Genomic DNA, 17051 nt, shown 5'->3' on the forward strand with positions numbered 1-17051 from the left:
CTCCACCCGTTCCCTGACGGCACTCCGTCGAGTAGGTGAACGGTACACGTACAGCTGCCCATGTGTCCGTATAGTGGACGTGACATGTCATGGGGTGGGACGCGCAGTATCGTGCCGGACATGGCTTCCAGCATCAATCTCGCAGTGATCCCCGGTGACGGTATCGGCCAGGAGGTCGTGGCCCAGGGCCTCAAGGTCCTCAACGCTGTTCTCCCGCAGGACGTGAAGCTGGAGACCAAGGAGTACGACCTTGGTGCCCAGCGCTGGCACCGCACCGGCGAAACCCTCCCGGACGCGGAGCTGGAGGCCCTCAAGGGCCACGACGCCATCCTGCTCGGTGCGATCGGTGACCCGTCCGTGCCCTCCGGCGTGCTGGAGCGCGGGCTGCTGCTGAAGCTGCGGTTCGCCTTCGACCACTTCATCAACCTGCGGCCGTCGAAGCTGTTCCCGAACACGGCGACCCCGCTGGCCGGCCGTCCGGAGATCGACTTCGTCGTCGTCCGTGAGGGCACCGAGGGGCCGTACACCGGCAACGGCGGTTCGCTGCGGACCGGCACGGAGCACGAGGTCGCCACCGAGGTCAGCCTCAACACGGCCTTCGGTGTCGAGCGCGTCGTCCGTGACGCCTTCGAGCGCGCGGCCGCCCGCCCGCGCAAGAAGCTGACGCTGGTCCACAAGAACAACGTCCTCGTCTACGCCGGCCACCTGTGGAAGAACACCTTCGACAAGGTCGCGGCCGAGTACCCCCAGGTCACCACCGACTACCTGCACGTCGACGCCGCGACGATCTTCTTCGTCACCCAGCCGGAGCGCTTCGACGTCATCGTCACCGACAACCTCTTCGGCGACATCCTCACCGACCTCGCCGCGGCCGTCTCCGGCGGCATCGGCCTGGCCGCCTCCGGCAACATCAACCCGACGGGTGCCTTCCCGTCGATGTTCGAGCCGGTCCACGGCTCTGCCCCCGACATCGCGGGTCAGGGCAAGGCCGACCCGACCGCCACGATCCTTTCCGTCGCCCTCCTGCTGCGCCACCTCGGCTACGAGGCCCAGGCCGTGCGCATCGAGGACGCCGTCTCCGCCGACCTCGCGGAGCGCGACGGGACCGCCCGCAGCACCGACGAGATCGGCGACGCGCTCGCGGTACGCGTAGCGGGCTGATCCGACGACTCCTTCAGAAGCCGCCGGGTCGCACACGCACCCGGCGGCTTCTCCTGTGCGGCCCCGGGTGTCACCATCGAACCCTGGACCGCATTCACGTCATTTCGTGCACGGCTCCCCGCGAGAGATAATCGAACGGGACCGTGGTCTGCCACGAAGCTCGGACGTCCTAGCACCTGTCCGACAGGAGCTGGCGTGGGCGTGGTCCTACACACACAAACCGGTGAAGGACACGCACTCATGACGACGCCCACGATCGAGCTCAAGCCCTCCTCGAACCCGCTGTCCGACGCGGAGCGCGAGGCGATCCTGGTCAAGCCCGGATTCGGCCGCTACTTCACCGACCACATGGTGACGATCAAGTGGACCGACGGCCGCGGCTGGCACGACGCCCAGCTCGTCCCGTACGCGCCGCTGTCGATCGACCCCGCCAATATGACGCTGCACTACGGCCAGGAGATCTTCGAGGGCCTCAAGGCCTACCGCCGGCCCGACGGCACCGTCGCCACCTTCCGTCCCGAGGCCAACGCCGAGCGTTTCCAGTCGTCCGCGCGCCGGCTCGCGATGCCGGAGCTGCCCGTCGATACGTTCGTCGAGGCCTGTGACGCGCTCGTCCGGCAGGACGCGGCCTGGGTGCCGGCCCACGGTGGCGAGGAGTCGCTGTACCTGCGCCCGTTCATGATCGCGACCGAGGTCGGGCTCGGCGTCCGGCCCGCCAACGAGTACCTCTTCCTGATCATCGCCTCGCCGGCCGGCGCCTACTTCCCCGGCGGTGTGAAGCCCGTCTCCATCTGGCTCTCCGAGGACCGCGTCCGCGCCGTCCCCGGCGGCATGGGCGACGCGAAGACCGGCGGCAACTACGCCGCGTCCCTCCTCGCCCAGGCCGAGGCCGCCGCCAAGGGCTGTGACCAGGTCGCCTACCTCGACGCCGTCGAGCACAAGTGGGTCGAGGAGCTCGGCGGGATGAACCTGTACTTCGTGTACGGGAACAAGATCGTCACCCCGGCCCTGACCGGTTCCCTGCTCGCGGGCATCACCCGTGACTCGCTGCTCAGGCTCGCCGCGGACCTCGGCCACGAGTCCGTGGAGGAGCGCGTCTCCATCGACCAGTGGCGCGACGACACCGCCGACGGCACCCTCACCGAGGTCTTCGCCTGCGGCACCGCCGCCGTCATCACCCCCGTGGGCACCGTGAAGAGCACGGGCGGCGAGTGGGCCCAGGGCGACGGCACGCCGGGCCCGGTCACCCTGCGGCTGCGTGAGCGCCTGCTGGACATCCAGCGCGGTGTCGCGGAGGACACCCACGGCTGGATGCACTCGATCGGCTAGCCGACCCCTCATCCGGAAGGCCGCGTCCGCAGGGCGCGGCCTTCTTGCGCGAGAGGACTTGGAGTGTTGCTCGAACCCATACGTCTTGGGTTCCCTTTCCCCTTGCCCACTGGTTAGAGTGCTGCTCTAAACAGGAGGTACGACGACGTGCGACTGACCCCGACCGAGCGGGACCGGCTGCTGCTCTTCGGCGCCGCCGAGCTGGCCCGGGCCCGAAGGGCCCGCGGCCTGAGGCTGAACGTCCCCGAGGCCACCGCCCTGATCGCGGACACCGTCTGCGAGGCCGCCCGCGACGGACGCCGGCTCGCGGAGGCGATCGAGGCCGCCCGCCGGGTGCTGGGCCCGGACGACGTGCTGCCCGGGGTCGCCGATGTCGTCACCGAGGTCCATGTGGAGGCCGTCTTCGACGACGGATCGCGGCTCGCCGTGGTCTCCCGGCCGCTGGGCGCCGGCCTCGGCGACGAGGCGCCCGGCGCCGTCGTGCCCGGACCCGCGACTCCGCGGCCGGAGCCCTCCGCGCGCCTCACCGTCCGCAACACCGCGACCGTCCCGGTCTCCGTGACCTCGCACTTCCACTTCTTCGAGGCCAACCCGCGGCTCGACTTCGACCGGGCGACGGCGTACGGGATGCGGCTCTGCGTGCCCGCGGGCTCCTCGGTCCGTTTCGGGCCGGGTGAGCGCGCCGAGGTGGGGCTGGTGCCCATCGGCGGCGACCGCGTCGCGATCGGGTTCGCCGGGCTGGTCGACGGCCCCCTCGACGCACCCGGCGCCCGCGAGGAGGCCCTGCGGCGCGCGGCCGCCTGCGGCTACCTGGGGGCCGCGCGATGAGCGTCGACCCGTACGAGTACGCCTCCGTGCACGGCCCGCGCGCCGGTGACCGGGTCAGGCTCGGCGACTCCGGGCTGACCGTCAGGGTCGAGTCCGACACCCAGAAGCCCGGCGACGAGTTCCTCGCAGGGTTCGGCAAGACCGCCCGCGACGGCCTCCACCTCAAGGCCGCCGCCGTCCGGGAGACCTGTGACGTGGTGATCAGCAACGTGCTGGTCATCGACGCCGTGCAGGGGATCCGGAAGGTGTCGATCGGTATCCGCGAGGGGCGGATCTCCGCGATCGGCCGGGCCGGGAACCCGGACACCCTCGACGGGGTGGACGTCGTCGTCGGCACGGGGACCTCCATCGTGTCCGGCGAGGGCCTGATCGCGACCGCCGGAGCCGTCGACACCCATGTCCACCTGCTCTCGCCGCGGATCATGGAGGCCTCGCTCGCCTCCGGCGTCACCACGGTCATCGGCCAGGAGTTCGGCCCGGTCTGGGGCGTCGGCGTGAACTCGCCGTGGGCCCTGCGCCACGCCTTCAGCGCCTTCGACGCCTGGCCGGTCAACATCGGCTTCCTGGGCCGCGGTTCCTCCTCCCACCGGGCGCCGCTCGTCGAGGCGCTCGCCGAGGGCGGGGCCTGCGGCTTCAAGGTCCACGAGGACATGGGGGCACACACCCGCGCCCTGGACACCGCGCTGCGCGTCGCCGAGGAGTACGACGTTCAGGTGGCCCTGCACAGCGACGGACTGAACGAGTGCCTGTCGGTCGAGGACACCCTGCGCGTCCTGGAGGGGCGCACCATCCACGCCTTCCACATCGAGGGCTGCGGCGGCGGGCACGTCCCCAACGTCCTGAAGATGGCCGGCGTGCCGAACGTCATCGGCTCCTCCACCAACCCCACGCTCCCCTTCGGGCGGGACGCGGTCGCCGAGCACTACGGGATGATCGTCTCCGTTCACGACCTGAAGACTGACCTGCCCGGTGACGCCGCCATGGCCCGCGACCGGATCAGGGCCGGCACGATGGGCGCCGAGGACGTGCTGCACGACCTGGGAGCCATCGGGATCACCTCGTCCGACGCCCAGGGCATGGGCCGGGCCGGCGAGACCGTCCGCCGCACCCTCGCCATGGCCGGGAAGATGAGGGCCGAACTCGGCCCGATGGAGGGCGACGGACCGGGCGACGACAACGCCCGGGTGCTGCGCTACATGGCCAAGCTCACCATCAACCCGGCCATCGCCCACGGCCTCGCGCACGAGATCGGCTCCATCGAGACGGGAAAGCTCGCCGACATCGTGCTGTGGCGGCCCGAGTTCTTCGGCGCGAAGCCGCAACTGGTCCTGAAGTCCGGCTTCCCCGCCTACGGCGTCACCGGCGACCCCAACGCCGCCACCGACACCTGCGAACCCCTCGTCCTCGGACCGCAGTTCGGCGCGTACGGGGCCACCGCAGCCGATCTCTCCGTCGCCTTCGTCTCGCAGGCCGCCACCCAGCTCGGGGCCGACGCCATGCCGACCCGCAGGCGCCGCGTCGGCGTCCGGGGCACCCGGGGCATCGGCCCCGCCGACCTCCGCCTCAACTCCCGCACCGGAACGGTCGACGTGGACGCACGCAGCGGCCTCGTCACCCTGGACGGCGACCCGCTCAGTTCCGAACCCGCCGAATCGGTCTCCCTCAACCGGCTCTACTTCCTCTGAAAGAGTCCAAGGACCCACAGTGACCTTCCGTATGCCGCCCGAATGGGCCCCGCACGAACGCACCTGGATGGCCTGGCCCGGCCCGAACCCCACCTTCGCCACCGCGGCCGAACTCGACGAGGCCCGCCGCGCCTGGGCCGCGGTCGCCCATGCCGTCCGCCGCTTCGAGCCCGTCACGATGGTCGTCGGCCCCGGCCAGGAGGACGGCGCCCACGCACTGCTCGGCCCGGACATCGAACTCGCGGTGCGCCCGCTCGACGACGCGTGGATGCGGGACATCGGCCCCACGTTCGTCACCGACGGACACGAACTGGCCGCCGTCGACTGGACGTTCAACGGCTGGGGCGCCCAGGGCTGGGCCCGCTGGGAGCACGACCGCCACATCGCCCGCTCCGTCGCCGAGCTCGCCGGTGTCCCCGTGCACAGCTCGCCGCTGGTCAACGAGGGCGGCGCGATCCACGTCGACGGCGAGGGCACCGTGCTGCTCACGGAGACCGTCCAGCTCGGCAAGGAGCGCAACCCCGACCGGACCCGCGAGCAGGTCGAGGCCGAGGTGCACGTGCGCCTGGGCACGGAGAAGGCGATCTGGCTTCCTCGTGGTCTGTCCGGCGACTACGGCACCTACGGCACACTCGGCCATGTCGACATCGTCGCCGCCTTCGCCCGCCCCGGCACCGTGGTCGCCCACGTCCAGCCGGACCCGGCCCACCCGGACCACGAGATCACCCGGGAGACCGTTCGCATCCTGCGCGCCGCCACCGACGCGAAGGGGCGGCCGCTGGAGGTCGTGGAGGTCCTGGCACCCACCGTGCTGCGAGCCGGCGGGGAGTGGGTCGACTACTCCTACATCAACCACTACCTCTGCAACGGCGGTGTCGTCCTGTGCGCCTTCGGCGACCCGCGCGACGAGCTCGCAGCCGGGATTTTCCGTCGGCTCTTCCCCGGCCGTACGGTGACACTCGTCGACGCCCGAGCGATCTTCGCCGGAGGCGGCGGCATCCACTGCATCACCCAGCAGCAGCCGAAGGTCTGAACCGTGCCCACCGCCCCGCGCCGCCGCAACACCGCCCCGCCCCGCGAGGACGTGCTCGCCGCCGTCATGGCCACCGTCGCCGAACGCGGTCTCGACGGCCTCACGATGGCCGGGCTCGGCCGCGAGGTCGGCATGAGCAGCGGCCACCTCCTCTACTACTTCCGTACCAAGGACGAACTGCTGCTCCAGACCCTGGAGTGGAGCGAGAACCGGCTCGGGGCCGAGCGGCGCCGGCTGCTGTCCCTGCCCGGGACGGTCCGCGAACGGCTCGACGCGTACATCGCCCTCTACCTCCCCGCCGGCCACCGCGACCCGCACTGGACGCTCTGGCTCGAGGTCTGGAACCGCTCGCGCGACGCCGACGACGACGCGCGCGCCCGGCAGGCCGCGATCGAGGGCGCCTGGCACCGCGACCTGGTGGCGCTGCTCGCCGAGGGCGGCTCGCGCGGGGAGTTCCGCCGGGTCGACGCCGAACGCTTCGCGACCCGGCTGCGCGCCCTCCTCGACGGCTTCAGCGTCCATGTGGCCGTCGGCCTCCCCGGCACCGGCCGGACTCAAGTCCTGGACCGGGTGGCGGAGTTCATCGACGAATCGCTGACCGCCACCCGATGACGTCACCCGCACGTGAACGAAACGCACGTAAGTACGCGCGATCGTTGCGCCCTGCACTCTTGTTGGACTTCCGCCGGTTCGGGCACGGTGCCAACCATGGGACGAGAGCAGTGGAAGAAAATCTGGGTCGGCTCCGCCGGCAACATGGTCGAGTGGTTCGACTGGTTCGTGTACGCGACCTTCGCGGTCTACTTCGCGGATTCGTTCTTCCCCGAAGGCAACGAGACCGCCAACCTCATGAACACCATGGGCATCTTCGCCGTCGGCTTCTTCATGCGGCCGGTCGGCGGCTGGCTCCTCGGCCGGATCGGTGACCGCAAGGGCCGCAAGGCCGCGCTCACCCTGACCGTCACCCTCATGTCGGCCTCCGCGGTCCTCATCGCGATCGCACCGACCTACGACGTCGCCGGGTACGGCGGCGTCGCCGTACTGATGGTGGCCCGGCTGCTCCAGGGGCTGTCCGTCGGCGGTGAGTACGCGGCCAGCGCCACCTACCTCACCGAGGCCTCCGCACCCGAGAAGCGCGGCTTCGCCTCCAGCTTCCAGTACGTGTCCATGACCGCCGGACAGCTCGTGGGCCTCGGCCTCCAGATCGTCCTGCAGCGCAACATGTCCGAGGCGGCGCTGCACAGCTGGGGCTGGCGCATCCCGTTCGTCGTCGGCGCACTCGGCGCGGGCATCGTCTTCTACCTGCGCCGCTCCATGCTGGAGACCGAGGTGTACGCCGACTCCGGAGCAGCCGAGCAGCAGGACCGCGGCACGCTGAAGGTGCTCTGGCAGCACCGGCGCGAGGCGTTCCTCGTGATGGCCCTGACCATGGGCGGCACCGTCGCCTACTACACGTACACGACCTACCTCACGAAGTTCCTCTCCAAGAGCGCCGGCATGGAGAAGTCCACCGCATCGCTCGTCAGCTTCTGCGCGCTCTTCGTCTTCATGTGCATCCAGCCGCTGGCCGGAATGCTGTCCGACCGGATCGGCCGCCGCCCGCTGCTGATCACCTTCGCGGTCGGCTCGACCTTCCTGACCGTGCCGATCATGACGATGCTCAAGCACGCCGACACGTTCTGGCCGGCGCTCGGCCTCGCGCTGCTCGCGCTGGTCGTGATCACCGGGTACACCTCGATCAACGCCTGCGTGAAGGCCGAGCTCTTCCCGACCGGCATCCGGGCCCTGGGCGTCGGCCTCTCGTACGCCGTCGCCAACGCGCTCTTCGGCGGCACCGCCGAATACGTGGCGCTGTGGTTCAAGAACGCCGGCGCCGAGTCCGGCTTCTACTGGTACGTGGCCGGTTGCGCCGCGGTCTCCCTGGTCGTCTACCTGACCATGCGTGAGACCCGCGACATCGACCTGAACCGGGTCGACGCCGGGCAGGCGGGGGCCGAGGCGCAGCCCGCCGGAGCGACGAGCGTCACGCCCGCATCCTGAGACAGGGCGGGGCACGGAGGCGGTCCTGTGCCAGACTGTTTCCGTGTCCTCGTTCGTCATGATTATTGGCAACAGGCGCGCCGGTCCGCAGTGACCGTCCCGTACCACCATGTACGGCACGGCCACCGTGCCCCAGACCCGCGCGCAGACCTCTCGCACCCGCGAGGGGTTTTTTGTTTTCCGGCCCTCACCACCGGCCGGGACGAGGCGCGCGGGATGATGGGGGCAAGTGGAGTCAGATCGTCCGGATCCACTCATCCGACAGGAGTCAGATCAGCATGACCACCAAGGCCAAGCCCACCGACGACAGTTTCCATGTCTTCGACACCACGCTGCGCGACGGTGCCCAGCGTGAAGGCATCAACCTGACGGTCGCGGACAAGCTGACCATCGCCCGGCACCTGGACGATTTCGGCGTCGGTTTCATCGAGGGCGGCTGGCCGGGGGCCAACCCCCGCGACACCGAGTTCTTCGCCCGCGCGCGCCAGGAGATCGAGTTCAAGAACGCCGAACTGGTCGCCTTCGGCGCGACCCGCAGGGCCGGCGGCAAGGCGGCCGAGGACCCGCAGGTCAAGGCGCTGCTGGAGTCGGGCGCCTCGGTGATCACCCTGGTCGCCAAGGCGCACGACCGCCATGTGGAACTCGCCCTGCGCACCACGCTGGAGGAGAACCTGGAGATGGTGCGTGACACCGTCTCCTACCTGACCGGCCAGGGCCGCCGGGTGTTCGTCGACTGCGAGCACTTCTTCGACGGCTACCGCGCCAACGCCGAGTACGCCAAGGACGTCGTCCGGAGCGCGTCCGAGGCCGGGGCCGACGTCGTCATCCTCTGCGACACCAACGGCGGGATGCTCCCGGCCCAGATCCAGGCCGTCGTCGCCACCGTCCTGGCCGACACCGGCGCCCGCCTCGGCATCCACACCCAGGACGACACCGGCTGCGCCGTCGCCAACACCCTGGCCGCCGTCGACGCCGGCGCCACCCACGTCCAGTGCACCGCCAACGGCTACGGCGAGCGGGTCGGCAACGCCAACCTCTTCCCCGTCGTCGCCGCGCTGGAGCTCAAGTACGGCATGACCGTCCTCCCCGAGGGCGCGCTCGCCGACATGACCCGCGTCTCGCACGCCATCGCCGAGGTCGTCAACCTCACGCCCTCCACCCACCAGCCCTACGTCGGCGTCTCTGCCTTCGCGCACAAGGCCGGGCTGCACGCCTCCGCGATCAAGGTCGACCCGGACCTCTACCAGCACATCGACCCCGCACTGGTCGGCAACACCATGCGGATGCTCGTCTCCGACATGGCGGGCCGCGCCTCCATCGAGCTCAAGAGCCAGGAGCTCGGCATCGACCTCGGCGGCGACCGCGAGCTCATCGGCCGGGTCGTCGAGCGGGTCAAGGAGCGCGAGCTCCGGGGCTACACCTACGAGGCGGCCGACGCCTCCTTCGAGCTGCTGCTGCGCGCCGAGGCCGAGGGCAGGCCCCGCCGCTACTTCCGTGTGGAGTCCTGGCGGGCCATCGTCGAGGACCGTCCCGACGGCACGCACGCCAACGAGGCGACAGTGAAGCTCTGGGCCAAGGGCGAGCGCATCGTCGCGGCCGCCGAGGGCAACGGCCCGGTCAACGCCCTCGACCGGGCGCTGCGGGTCGCCCTGGAGCGGATCTACCCGCAGCTCGCCAAGCTGGAACTGGTGGACTACAAGGTCCGCATCCTGGAGGGCCGCACCGGTACCGAGTCCACCACCCGCGTCCTGATCACCACGGGCGACGGCACCGGCGACTGGGCGACCGTGGGGGTCGCCGAGAACGTCATCGCCGCGTCCTGGCAGGCCCTGGAGGACGCGTACACCTTCGGGCTGCTGCGCGCGGGGATCGAGCCGACGGAGTAGGAGGGTCCTCGGGCGCGGACCCTCCGGCGCGGACGCGCCCGGACCGCGGGCCGGCTCTCCGGCCCGCGGTCCGGGCGCGTGTGGCTGCTACTGGAGACGCCACTTCTGGTTGGCCGTCCCCGTGCACGTCCAGATCTGGGTGCGGGCCCCGTTCGCCGTCGACTGATCGGTCACGTCGAGGCACTTGTCCGCGGCCGTGTTGACGATGTCGCCCGTCGAAGCGTTGTACGTCCAGCGCTGCGCCGAGGTGCCGTTGCAGGTGTACAGCTGGACCTTCGCGCCGTTCGCCGTCGAGCCCGCGGTGACGTCCAGGCAGGCGCCGAGCGCTCGGACCGAGCCGTCGCTCTGCACCGTCCAGCGCTGGTTGGTGCCGCCCGTGCAGTCCCAGAGCTGGACGGGCGTGCCGTCCGCGCCGGTGTTGCCCGTCGCGTCGAGGCACTTGCCGCCGAGGCCGGACAGGGCCCCCGAGGAGGCCTCCACCCCGGACTGCGTCCCCGACCAGGTGAAGGTCGCCGATGTACGGGCGGGGAGCGAGTAGGAGAACTTCTGGCCGCCCCAGTTGACCGTCACCTGCTGGGCCGAGCCGCCGCCGTTGTACGCGATCAGCGCCTTCGAGCCGTCCGGGTTGCGCCAGGCGACGTTGGGCACGGTGGAACTGGCGGTGGAGGAGATCCGGGAGGCGCCCGGGCGGACGAACTTGGTCAGGTGGCCCATCGTGTAGTACTCGATCGTGTAGTCGACCTGTCCGCTCCGGCTGTCCCCGTTGTGCACGGTGATCAGTCCGTCGCAGGTACCGCAACCGCCGTTGTGCGGGCCGCGGTTCTGGTCCACCGCCAGGGACCACTTGGTCACCGACTTCGCCCAGTTGCGGGTGTAATCGATGATGTTCAGCATGTCCTCGCGCTGCTGGTCGGCGATCCAGGTGCCGCCCGAGTGCTCCGTCTGGAACGCGTCCGTCGACGGGTACTGGTTGTGCACCGCCGTCTGCTTGGCGATGTCACCGCCGTACCCGTGCCAGGCCACCCCGCCGAAGTTCGGGTGGTTGCGCACGGCCGCGTCGTCCACGGTGGCGGCGGCGTAGGCGTCGTAGGTGTCCCAGTTCCAGTCGTGCGCGAGCACCTTGGTCGCCAGGCCCGCGGAGGCCAGCTTCGGCAGCAGCTCGCTCTTGGTGAAGTAGGCGAGGCCGGAGCCGTTCCAGCTCATCGACGGATAACCCCCGCAGCACGTCGGCTCGTTCTGCGCGGTGACGTAGTCGACCGGAACGCCCTGGTCCCGGTAGGCCTGGAGGTACTTCACGAAGTAGTCGGCGTAGGCGCCGTAGTTCTCCGCCTTCAGCCAGCCGCCGTTGAGCTGCCCGTTGTCCTTCATCCAGGCCGGGGCGGTCCAGGGCGAGGCCACGGTCGTCAGCGCCGGGTTGAGCTGCCTGGCCTGTTTCGTCAGCGGCAGCACATCCTCCAGATCATGTGCGATCGAGAAGTTCGCGAGGGACGGGTCGCTCTGCCCGGCGGGCATGTCGTCGTACGTGTAGCCGTACCGCGCCAGGTCGGAACCGCCCATCGGATTGCGTACGAACGACAGCCCGATGCCCTCCGTGGGGGAGAAGAGCTTCTTCATCGTGGCGTCGCGAGTCGCCTGGCTCAGCGCCCCGCTGCTCTTCATCAGGTACGCGGCGGTGTCGGTGAACGAGGCGCCGCCGCCGGTGAAGGTCTGGTACCGGGTGTTCTCGTCGACCGTGATGTTCGTACCGCCACCCCCGTTCCCGGCCCCGAACACGACCGGGGTCTGCGCCTCCAGGCCCCGGGTGACATGACGGCCGCCGGAGTCGTCGGTGGTGGTCAGGGCGATGTTCACCGTCTCGCCCGCGGCCTGCGCGGTGCCTGACGAGAGTCCGGTGAGGCCGGCGGTCGCGAGCACTGCGGCGAGCAGCGCCCTGGCCGCCCTTCCTGAACGGATCATGGCTGATGCCTTCCTCGGCGGGAGCGTGGGGGACGTGCCGTCGGACGAGACGGGAGTGAACTGCTCTTACGTGCCCACGTCAAGACTTTGCGCGTTCAGGACTTGAACACAAGCGCGTTCCGGGCCACCCCTGAGATGGGTACGGACCAATCTCGACGTGAAGTATTGACGGTCGTGTTCCGGCGGGGTTAACTCACGCCACCAACGCCGGTACCGGTTCCGGAACCGGTTGCGGTACCGGTTCCACAGCCGTTCGTTCACTCTGTCCCGTTGTGTCCTGGAGGCCCTCGATGCGTGTCACCATCGCTGATGTCGCCCGCGAGGCCGGCGTCAGCAAGACGACCGTCTCCCGGGTCATCAACACCAAGGGCGAAGTGGACGGTTCGACGGCCGCCCGTGTTCGTGAAGTGATCGCACAGCTCGGCTACGTACCCAGTTCGGGCGCCGTCGGTCTGGCCCGCGGCAGCAGCCGCACGGTCGGCATGCTGGTGCCCTCGCTGACCTGGCCGTGGATGGGCGAGGTGCTTCAGGGCGTCGTCGACACCGTCGAGGCCGCCGACTACGGGCTGCTGCTCTTCACCTGCAACCGCGGGGCCGAGTCCGTGGAGCGCTTCACCAGCCAGGTGTCGGCGCGGGCCTTCGACGGACTGGTCGTCGTCGAACCCGAGAACACCATGGACCACCTCACCGCACTGCACCGCGGTGGCCTGCCGATCGTGCTGATCGACGATCGCGGCCACCACCCCGAGTTCCCCTCCGTCGTGACCACCAACCACGAAGGAGGCGCGTCGGCCGCCCGCCATCTGCGGGCTGCCGGCCGCACCAGGCCCCTGGTCATCACGGGCCCCCAGGACTTCGGCTGCGTACGCGACCGGCTGGAAGGATTCGTCTCGGTCCTGCCCACCGACCTCGTCGTCCGCGGGGACTTCACCGAGCGCTGCGGCCGCCAGGCCGTGGAGCAACTCCTCGCCTCCGGCGTCGAGTTCGACTCGGTGTTCGCGCACAACGACATCTCCGCAGCAGGCGTGCTGCGGGCGCTGCGCGCCGCGGGACGCTCCGTGCCCGGCGACATCGCAGTGGTCGGTTTCGACGACATCCCGATGGCCGAGCACACCGAACCGCCCCTGACCACCGTGCGCCAGCCCACCCGGCAGATGGGTGAGACGGCCGCACGGATGCTGCTCTCCCACCTCGGCGGCACGCCCGTACCCGACGCACCGGTCGTGCTGCCCACCGAACTGGTCGTGCGCCACTCGGCGCCCTAGCGGCACGGGCCGAGCCCGCACCGCACCCGTAACGCCCGTACCGCACCCGCACCGCCCGTACCCGGCGCGCCGAGCGCTGCCCGTTTCCGGATCTCCCAGACCCGCCAGTCCCTCCTGGAGTCGTTATGTCCGCACGCCGTCACACGCTCAGAGCGGCCGCGCTCGCCACCGCGGTGGTCGCGCTCGCCGCCGGATGCTCGTCAGCCAACTCGAATCACAACAAGGGCGGTGGCAGCGGCGCTTCGGGCGTCCTGAACATCGGCAAGCCGGACGGACCGCAGACGAACAACAGCAACCCGTTCCTGAACACCTCGGCGGGCGCCACCCTCGGCTACCGCTGGATGATCTACGAGCCGCTGGCGATGGTGAGTCAGATCCGGCCCGCCGACAAGGCCGACCCGTGGCTGGCGACCGACTGGAAGTGGGACCTCAACTTCACCAAGGTCACCTTCACACTCGACCCCAGGGCCAAGTGGGCCGACGGCAAGCCCCTGACCGCCGAGGACGTGGCGTTCACCTTCGACCTGCTGAAGAAGCACCCGGCGCTCAACGCCGACGGCATCGCGTGGGGCGGCGTCGAGATCAAGGACAAGAAGGTCGTCCTGACCTTCGACGACTCGCAGTACGTCAACCAGAACAAGATCATCCAGCAGTACATCGTGCCCAAGCACATCTGGGAGAAGGTCAAGAACCCGGAGACCTGGCCCAACCGCACGCCCGTCGGCTCGGGCCCGTACAAGCTGAAGACCTTCACCCCGCAGACCACCACGCTGACCGCCACGCCGACCTACTGGAAGGGGTCGACGAAGGTCAAGGAGCTGCGCTACAGCACGTACAACGACAACAACGCCGCGACCACCGCGCTGGCCGGCGGCAAGCTCGAGTGGTCGTTCGTCTTCATGCCGGACTACAAGAAGCTGTTCATCGCCAAGGACCCGAAGAACCACAAGCTGTGGTTCCCCTCCGGTCTCGGTATCCACGGCCTGTGGTTCAACACCACCCGCAAGCCGTTCGACAACCCGGCGCTGCGCAAGGCCATGGCGATGGTCGTCGACCGCAACGCGATCTACACCCAGGCCGAGGCGACCCTCTACCCGGAGATCACCAACCCGACCGGCATTCCGCTGCCCGCCGGTGAGTCCTTCATCTCACCCGAGTACAAGAGCGCCACCACGAAGCCCGACGTCGAGGGCGCCAAGAAGATCCTGGAGAAGGCCGGCTTCACGCTCAGCGGCGGTGTGCTGAAGGACCCGAGCGGCAAGGCCGTGACGCTCACCTTCACCGACCCGGCCGGCTGGAACGACTACATCACCGGCCTGTCGATCATCAAGGACAACATCAAGAAGATCGGCATCGACGCCAAGGTCAAGACGCAGACCGCGGACGCCTGGGGCGCGGACGTCGCCAACGGCAACTTCGACGCCACGCTGCACTGGACCAACAGCGGTGCCACCCCGTACGACATGTACCAGAACATCATGGACGGCGCACTGCTCCAGCCCATCGGCAAGCCCTCCCAGTCCGGCAACTTCGGCCGCTTCAAGAGCACCGAGGCGACCGAGGCACTCAAGGACTTCGCCCAGTCCACCACGAACACCGCGCGCACCGCGGCGATGAACACCCTGCAGAAGATCATGGTCGAGCAGGCGCCGATGATCCCGACCGCGGCCGCGCCCGTCGGGGCGGAGTACTCCACGAAGAACTGGGTGGGCTGGCCCACCGAGGCCGACCCGTACGCCGACCCGCAGCACACCCAGCGCTCGTCGCTGGAGATCGTGCTGAAGCTCAAGCCCGCCAAGTAGGACGCAGGGATCCAGGTACCGGCCATGTCTGAACAGTCCGAAAAGAACCAAGTCGTGCTCGAAGCACGCGGAGTCACCAAACACTTCGCCGTGCGGCGCACCGGCCGCGATCTCCTCGCGGGCAAGCGCCGTACCGTCCACGCCGTCGACGACGCCTCGCTGGAGCTGCGGCGCGGCACCGTCACGGCACTGGTGGGGGAGTCGGGCTCCGGGAAGTCCACCGTCGCCAGACTGCTCGCGCAGCTGTATCCGCTCACGTCGGGCGAGATCCACCTGGGCGGGCAGCCGGTGAAGGCCGGACGTGGCCGGTCCTTCCGCAGTTACGTACGCCGGGTCCAGCTCATCTTCCAGGACCCGTTCGCCTCGCTGAACCCGGTGCACACCGTGCGCTACCACCTCACCCGGTCGCTGAAGATCCACGGCCGGGCGGGCAGCGGCGAGGCGGAGCTCGAAGAGAACCTGACCGCTCTGCTGAACCGCGTCCAGCTGACTCCTCCTCATCAGTATCTGGACAAGTTCCCGCACGAGCTGTCGGGAGGTCAGCGCCAGCGCGTGGCCATCGCCCGCGCGCTCGGCGCCGACCCCCAGGTCCTGCTGGCCGACGAGCCGGTCTCGATGCTGGACGTCTCGATCCGGCTCGGGGTCCTCAACCTGCTCAAGGACCTCAAGGACCGCCTCCACCTCGCGATCCTCTACATCACCCACGACATCGCCTCCGCCCGCTACTTCGCGGACACCACGCTGGTGATGTACGCGGGCCGGATCGTCGAGGGCGGGGACAGCGAGACCGTCACCCAGCGCCCCGCCCACCCCTACACCCAGCTGCTGATCGCCTCGGCGCCCGACCCCGACCGGGTGGTCGCGGGGGAGGAGCAGGAGGAGACCGGCAGCGGCGAGCCCCCGTCGCTCATCACCCCGCCGGCCGGCTGCCGCTTCCACCCCCGTTGTCCCAAGGCGATGGAGCGCTGCCGCACCGAGCTGCCGCCGCGCTTCGACCTGGCCGACGGGCAGTGGGCCGCCTGCTGGCTGTACGAGGGAACCGGCACCGTCCCCGCCGACGACCACGAGAAGGAGGCTGCGAAATGAAGTTTCTGCTCCAACGGCTCGCCTTCTACCTGGTCACGGCCTGGGCCGCCATCACGATCAACTTCCTCATCCCGCGCATGATGCCCGGCGACCCCGTCCAGTCGCTCATCGCCCGCTTCCAGGGCCAGCTGGACACCAGCGCCATCGCCTCGCTGAAGGCCCTGTTCGGCCTCGACAAGAAGCAGTCGATCTGGCAGCAGTACACCGACTACTGGTCGCACCTGTTCCACGGCGACCTCGGGCTCTCGTTCACCTTCTTCCCCACCCCGGTGAGCGAGGTCATCGCCCAGTCGCTGCCGTGGACGCTCGCCCTCGTCGGCATCACCACGCTGATCAGCTTCGTCCTCGGCACCGGCATCGGGGTCTTCACCGGCTGGCGGCGCGGCTCCTGGATGGACAGCCTGCTGCCCGTCACCACCTTCATCTCCGCCATCCCGTACTTCTGGCTCGGGCTGATCGCGATCTCGCTGTTCGCCGTGAAGTGGCCGCTCTTCCCGGCCGACGGCGGCTACGACAACTCGCTGGTGCCCGCCTTCGACTGGCCGTTCATCTCCAGCGCGCTCTACCACGGGGTGCTGCCCGGCTTCACGATCGTCCTCAGCGCGGTGGCCGGCTGGATCCTCGGCATGCGCAACATGATGGTGACGGTGTCCAGCGAGGACTACGTCATGGTCGCCCAGGCCAAGGGGCTCTCCGAGCGCCGGGTGATGTTCGGCTACGCGGCACGCAACGCGATCCTGCCCAACATCTCCGGCTTCGCCCTCTCGCTCGGCTTCATCGTCGGCGGCACGCTCCTGGTGGAGATGGTCTTCTCCTACCCGGGCATCGGCTACCAGCTCTTCCAGGGCGTGGGCGCCAAGGACTACCCCCTCATGCAGGGCATTTTCCTGATCATCACGCTCTCCGTCCTCGCGGCGAACCTCCTCGCCGACGTGCTCTACATGCTCCTCGACCCCCGTACCCGAAGGGAGGCGTAGGGC

13 protein-coding genes are annotated in these 17051 nt (G+C 69.6%); 12 read left to right on the forward strand and 1 reads right to left on the reverse strand.

The window, feature by feature from the left end:
- Positions 1-120: 120 nt before the first annotated feature.
- The 8 genes from ABT025_RS08075 to cimA all read left to right on the forward strand — a co-directional run bounded on the left by ABT025_RS08075 (position 121) and on the right by cimA (position 9962).
- Positions 121-1161, forward strand: coding sequence for a 3-isopropylmalate dehydrogenase (locus ABT025_RS08075; RefSeq protein ID WP_350991137.1), 1041 nt, complete (start codon positions 121-123; stop codon positions 1159-1161).
- A gap of 240 nt (positions 1162-1401) precedes the next feature.
- Positions 1402-2490 (forward strand): branched-chain amino acid aminotransferase, encoded by a 1089-nt coding sequence (locus ABT025_RS08080; protein ID WP_350991139.1) that lies wholly within the window; start codon positions 1402-1404, stop codon positions 2488-2490.
- A gap of 147 nt (positions 2491-2637) precedes the next feature.
- Entirely contained in the window at positions 2638-3318 is a 681-nt protein-coding gene (gene ureA, locus ABT025_RS08085) for an urease subunit gamma (RefSeq protein ID WP_350991141.1), read from the forward strand.
- Entirely contained in the window at positions 3315-5003 is a 1689-nt protein-coding gene (locus ABT025_RS08090; protein WP_350991143.1) for an urease subunit alpha, read from the forward strand. The genes ureA and ABT025_RS08090 overlap by 4 nt, the downstream gene beginning before the upstream one ends.
- Positions 5004-5034: 31 nt before the next feature.
- Positions 5035-6036: an agmatine deiminase family protein gene (locus tag ABT025_RS08095; RefSeq protein ID WP_350991186.1), complete on the forward strand. Its 1002-nt coding sequence runs from the start codon at positions 5035-5037 to the stop codon at positions 6034-6036.
- Positions 6037-6039: 3 nt separating this feature from the next.
- Positions 6040-6648, forward strand: coding sequence for a TetR/AcrR family transcriptional regulator (locus tag ABT025_RS08100; RefSeq protein ID WP_350991145.1), 609 nt, complete (start codon positions 6040-6042; stop codon positions 6646-6648).
- A 96-nt stretch (positions 6649-6744) separates the two neighbouring features.
- On the forward strand, positions 6745-8076 hold the full coding sequence (locus tag ABT025_RS08105) for an MFS transporter (RefSeq protein ID WP_350991147.1): 1332 nt from the start codon (positions 6745-6747) through the stop codon (positions 8074-8076).
- Positions 8077-8354: 278 nt separating this feature from the next.
- Positions 8355-9962, forward strand: a complete 1608-nt coding sequence (cimA, locus tag ABT025_RS08110; protein WP_350991148.1) for a citramalate synthase — start codon at positions 8355-8357, stop codon at positions 9960-9962.
- An 87-nt stretch (positions 9963-10049) separates the two neighbouring features.
- Here the strand turns inward: cimA and ABT025_RS08115 are convergent, their stop codons facing one another.
- Positions 10050-11918: a ricin-type beta-trefoil lectin domain protein gene (locus tag ABT025_RS08115; RefSeq protein WP_350991150.1), complete on the reverse strand. Its 1869-nt coding sequence runs from the start codon at positions 11916-11918 to the stop codon at positions 10050-10052.
- A 290-nt stretch (positions 11919-12208) separates the two neighbouring features.
- Here ABT025_RS08115 and ABT025_RS08120 point away from each other — a divergent pair, with 290 nt between their 5' ends.
- The 4 genes from ABT025_RS08120 (at position 12209) to ABT025_RS08135 (ending at position 17048) form a co-directional block, all read left to right on the forward strand.
- Entirely contained in the window at positions 12209-13183 is a 975-nt protein-coding gene (locus tag ABT025_RS08120) for a LacI family DNA-binding transcriptional regulator (RefSeq protein ID WP_350991152.1), read from the forward strand.
- 125 nt (positions 13184-13308) lie between these two features.
- Positions 13309-14985, forward strand: a complete 1677-nt coding sequence (locus ABT025_RS08125; protein WP_350991154.1) for an ABC transporter substrate-binding protein — start codon at positions 13309-13311, stop codon at positions 14983-14985.
- Positions 14986-15009: 24 nt separating this feature from the next.
- Positions 15010-16071, forward strand: a complete 1062-nt coding sequence (locus ABT025_RS08130; protein ID WP_350991156.1) for an ABC transporter ATP-binding protein — start codon at positions 15010-15012, stop codon at positions 16069-16071.
- Positions 16068-17048, forward strand: coding sequence for an ABC transporter permease (locus ABT025_RS08135; RefSeq protein WP_350991158.1), 981 nt, complete (start codon positions 16068-16070; stop codon positions 17046-17048). The genes ABT025_RS08130 and ABT025_RS08135 overlap by 4 nt, the downstream gene beginning before the upstream one ends.
- Positions 17049-17051 lie beyond the last annotated feature (3 nt).

The sequence above is a fragment of the Streptomyces sp. NPDC002809 genome, assembly GCF_040295435.1.
Classification (GTDB): domain Bacteria; phylum Actinomycetota; class Actinomycetes; order Streptomycetales; family Streptomycetaceae; genus Streptomyces.

Coding starts and splice junctions, on each gene's coding strand:
- ABT025_RS08120 (WP_350991152.1), top strand. CDS start 12,209: ATGCGTGTCACCATCGCTGATGTCGCCCGCGAGGCCGGCGTCAGCAAG.
- ABT025_RS08095 (WP_350991186.1), top strand. CDS start 5,035: ATGCCGCCCGAATGGGCCCCGCACGAACGCACCTGGATGGCCTGGCCC.
- ABT025_RS08080 (WP_350991139.1), top strand. CDS start 1,402: ATGACGACGCCCACGATCGAGCTCAAGCCCTCCTCGAACCCGCTGTCC.
- ABT025_RS08075 (WP_350991137.1), top strand. CDS start 121: ATGGCTTCCAGCATCAATCTCGCAGTGATCCCCGGTGACGGTATCGGC.
- ABT025_RS08135 (WP_350991158.1), top strand. CDS start 16,068: ATGAAGTTTCTGCTCCAACGGCTCGCCTTCTACCTGGTCACGGCCTGG.
- ABT025_RS08090 (WP_350991143.1), top strand. CDS start 3,315: ATGAGCGTCGACCCGTACGAGTACGCCTCCGTGCACGGCCCGCGCGCC.
- cimA (WP_350991148.1), top strand. CDS start 8,355: ATGACCACCAAGGCCAAGCCCACCGACGACAGTTTCCATGTCTTCGAC.
- ABT025_RS08115 (WP_350991150.1), bottom strand. CDS start 11,918: ATGATCCGTTCAGGAAGGGCGGCCAGGGCGCTGCTCGCCGCAGTGCTC.
- ABT025_RS08125 (WP_350991154.1), top strand. CDS start 13,309: ATGTCCGCACGCCGTCACACGCTCAGAGCGGCCGCGCTCGCCACCGCG.
- ABT025_RS08130 (WP_350991156.1), top strand. CDS start 15,010: ATGTCTGAACAGTCCGAAAAGAACCAAGTCGTGCTCGAAGCACGCGGA.
- ABT025_RS08105 (WP_350991147.1), top strand. CDS start 6,745: ATGGGACGAGAGCAGTGGAAGAAAATCTGGGTCGGCTCCGCCGGCAAC.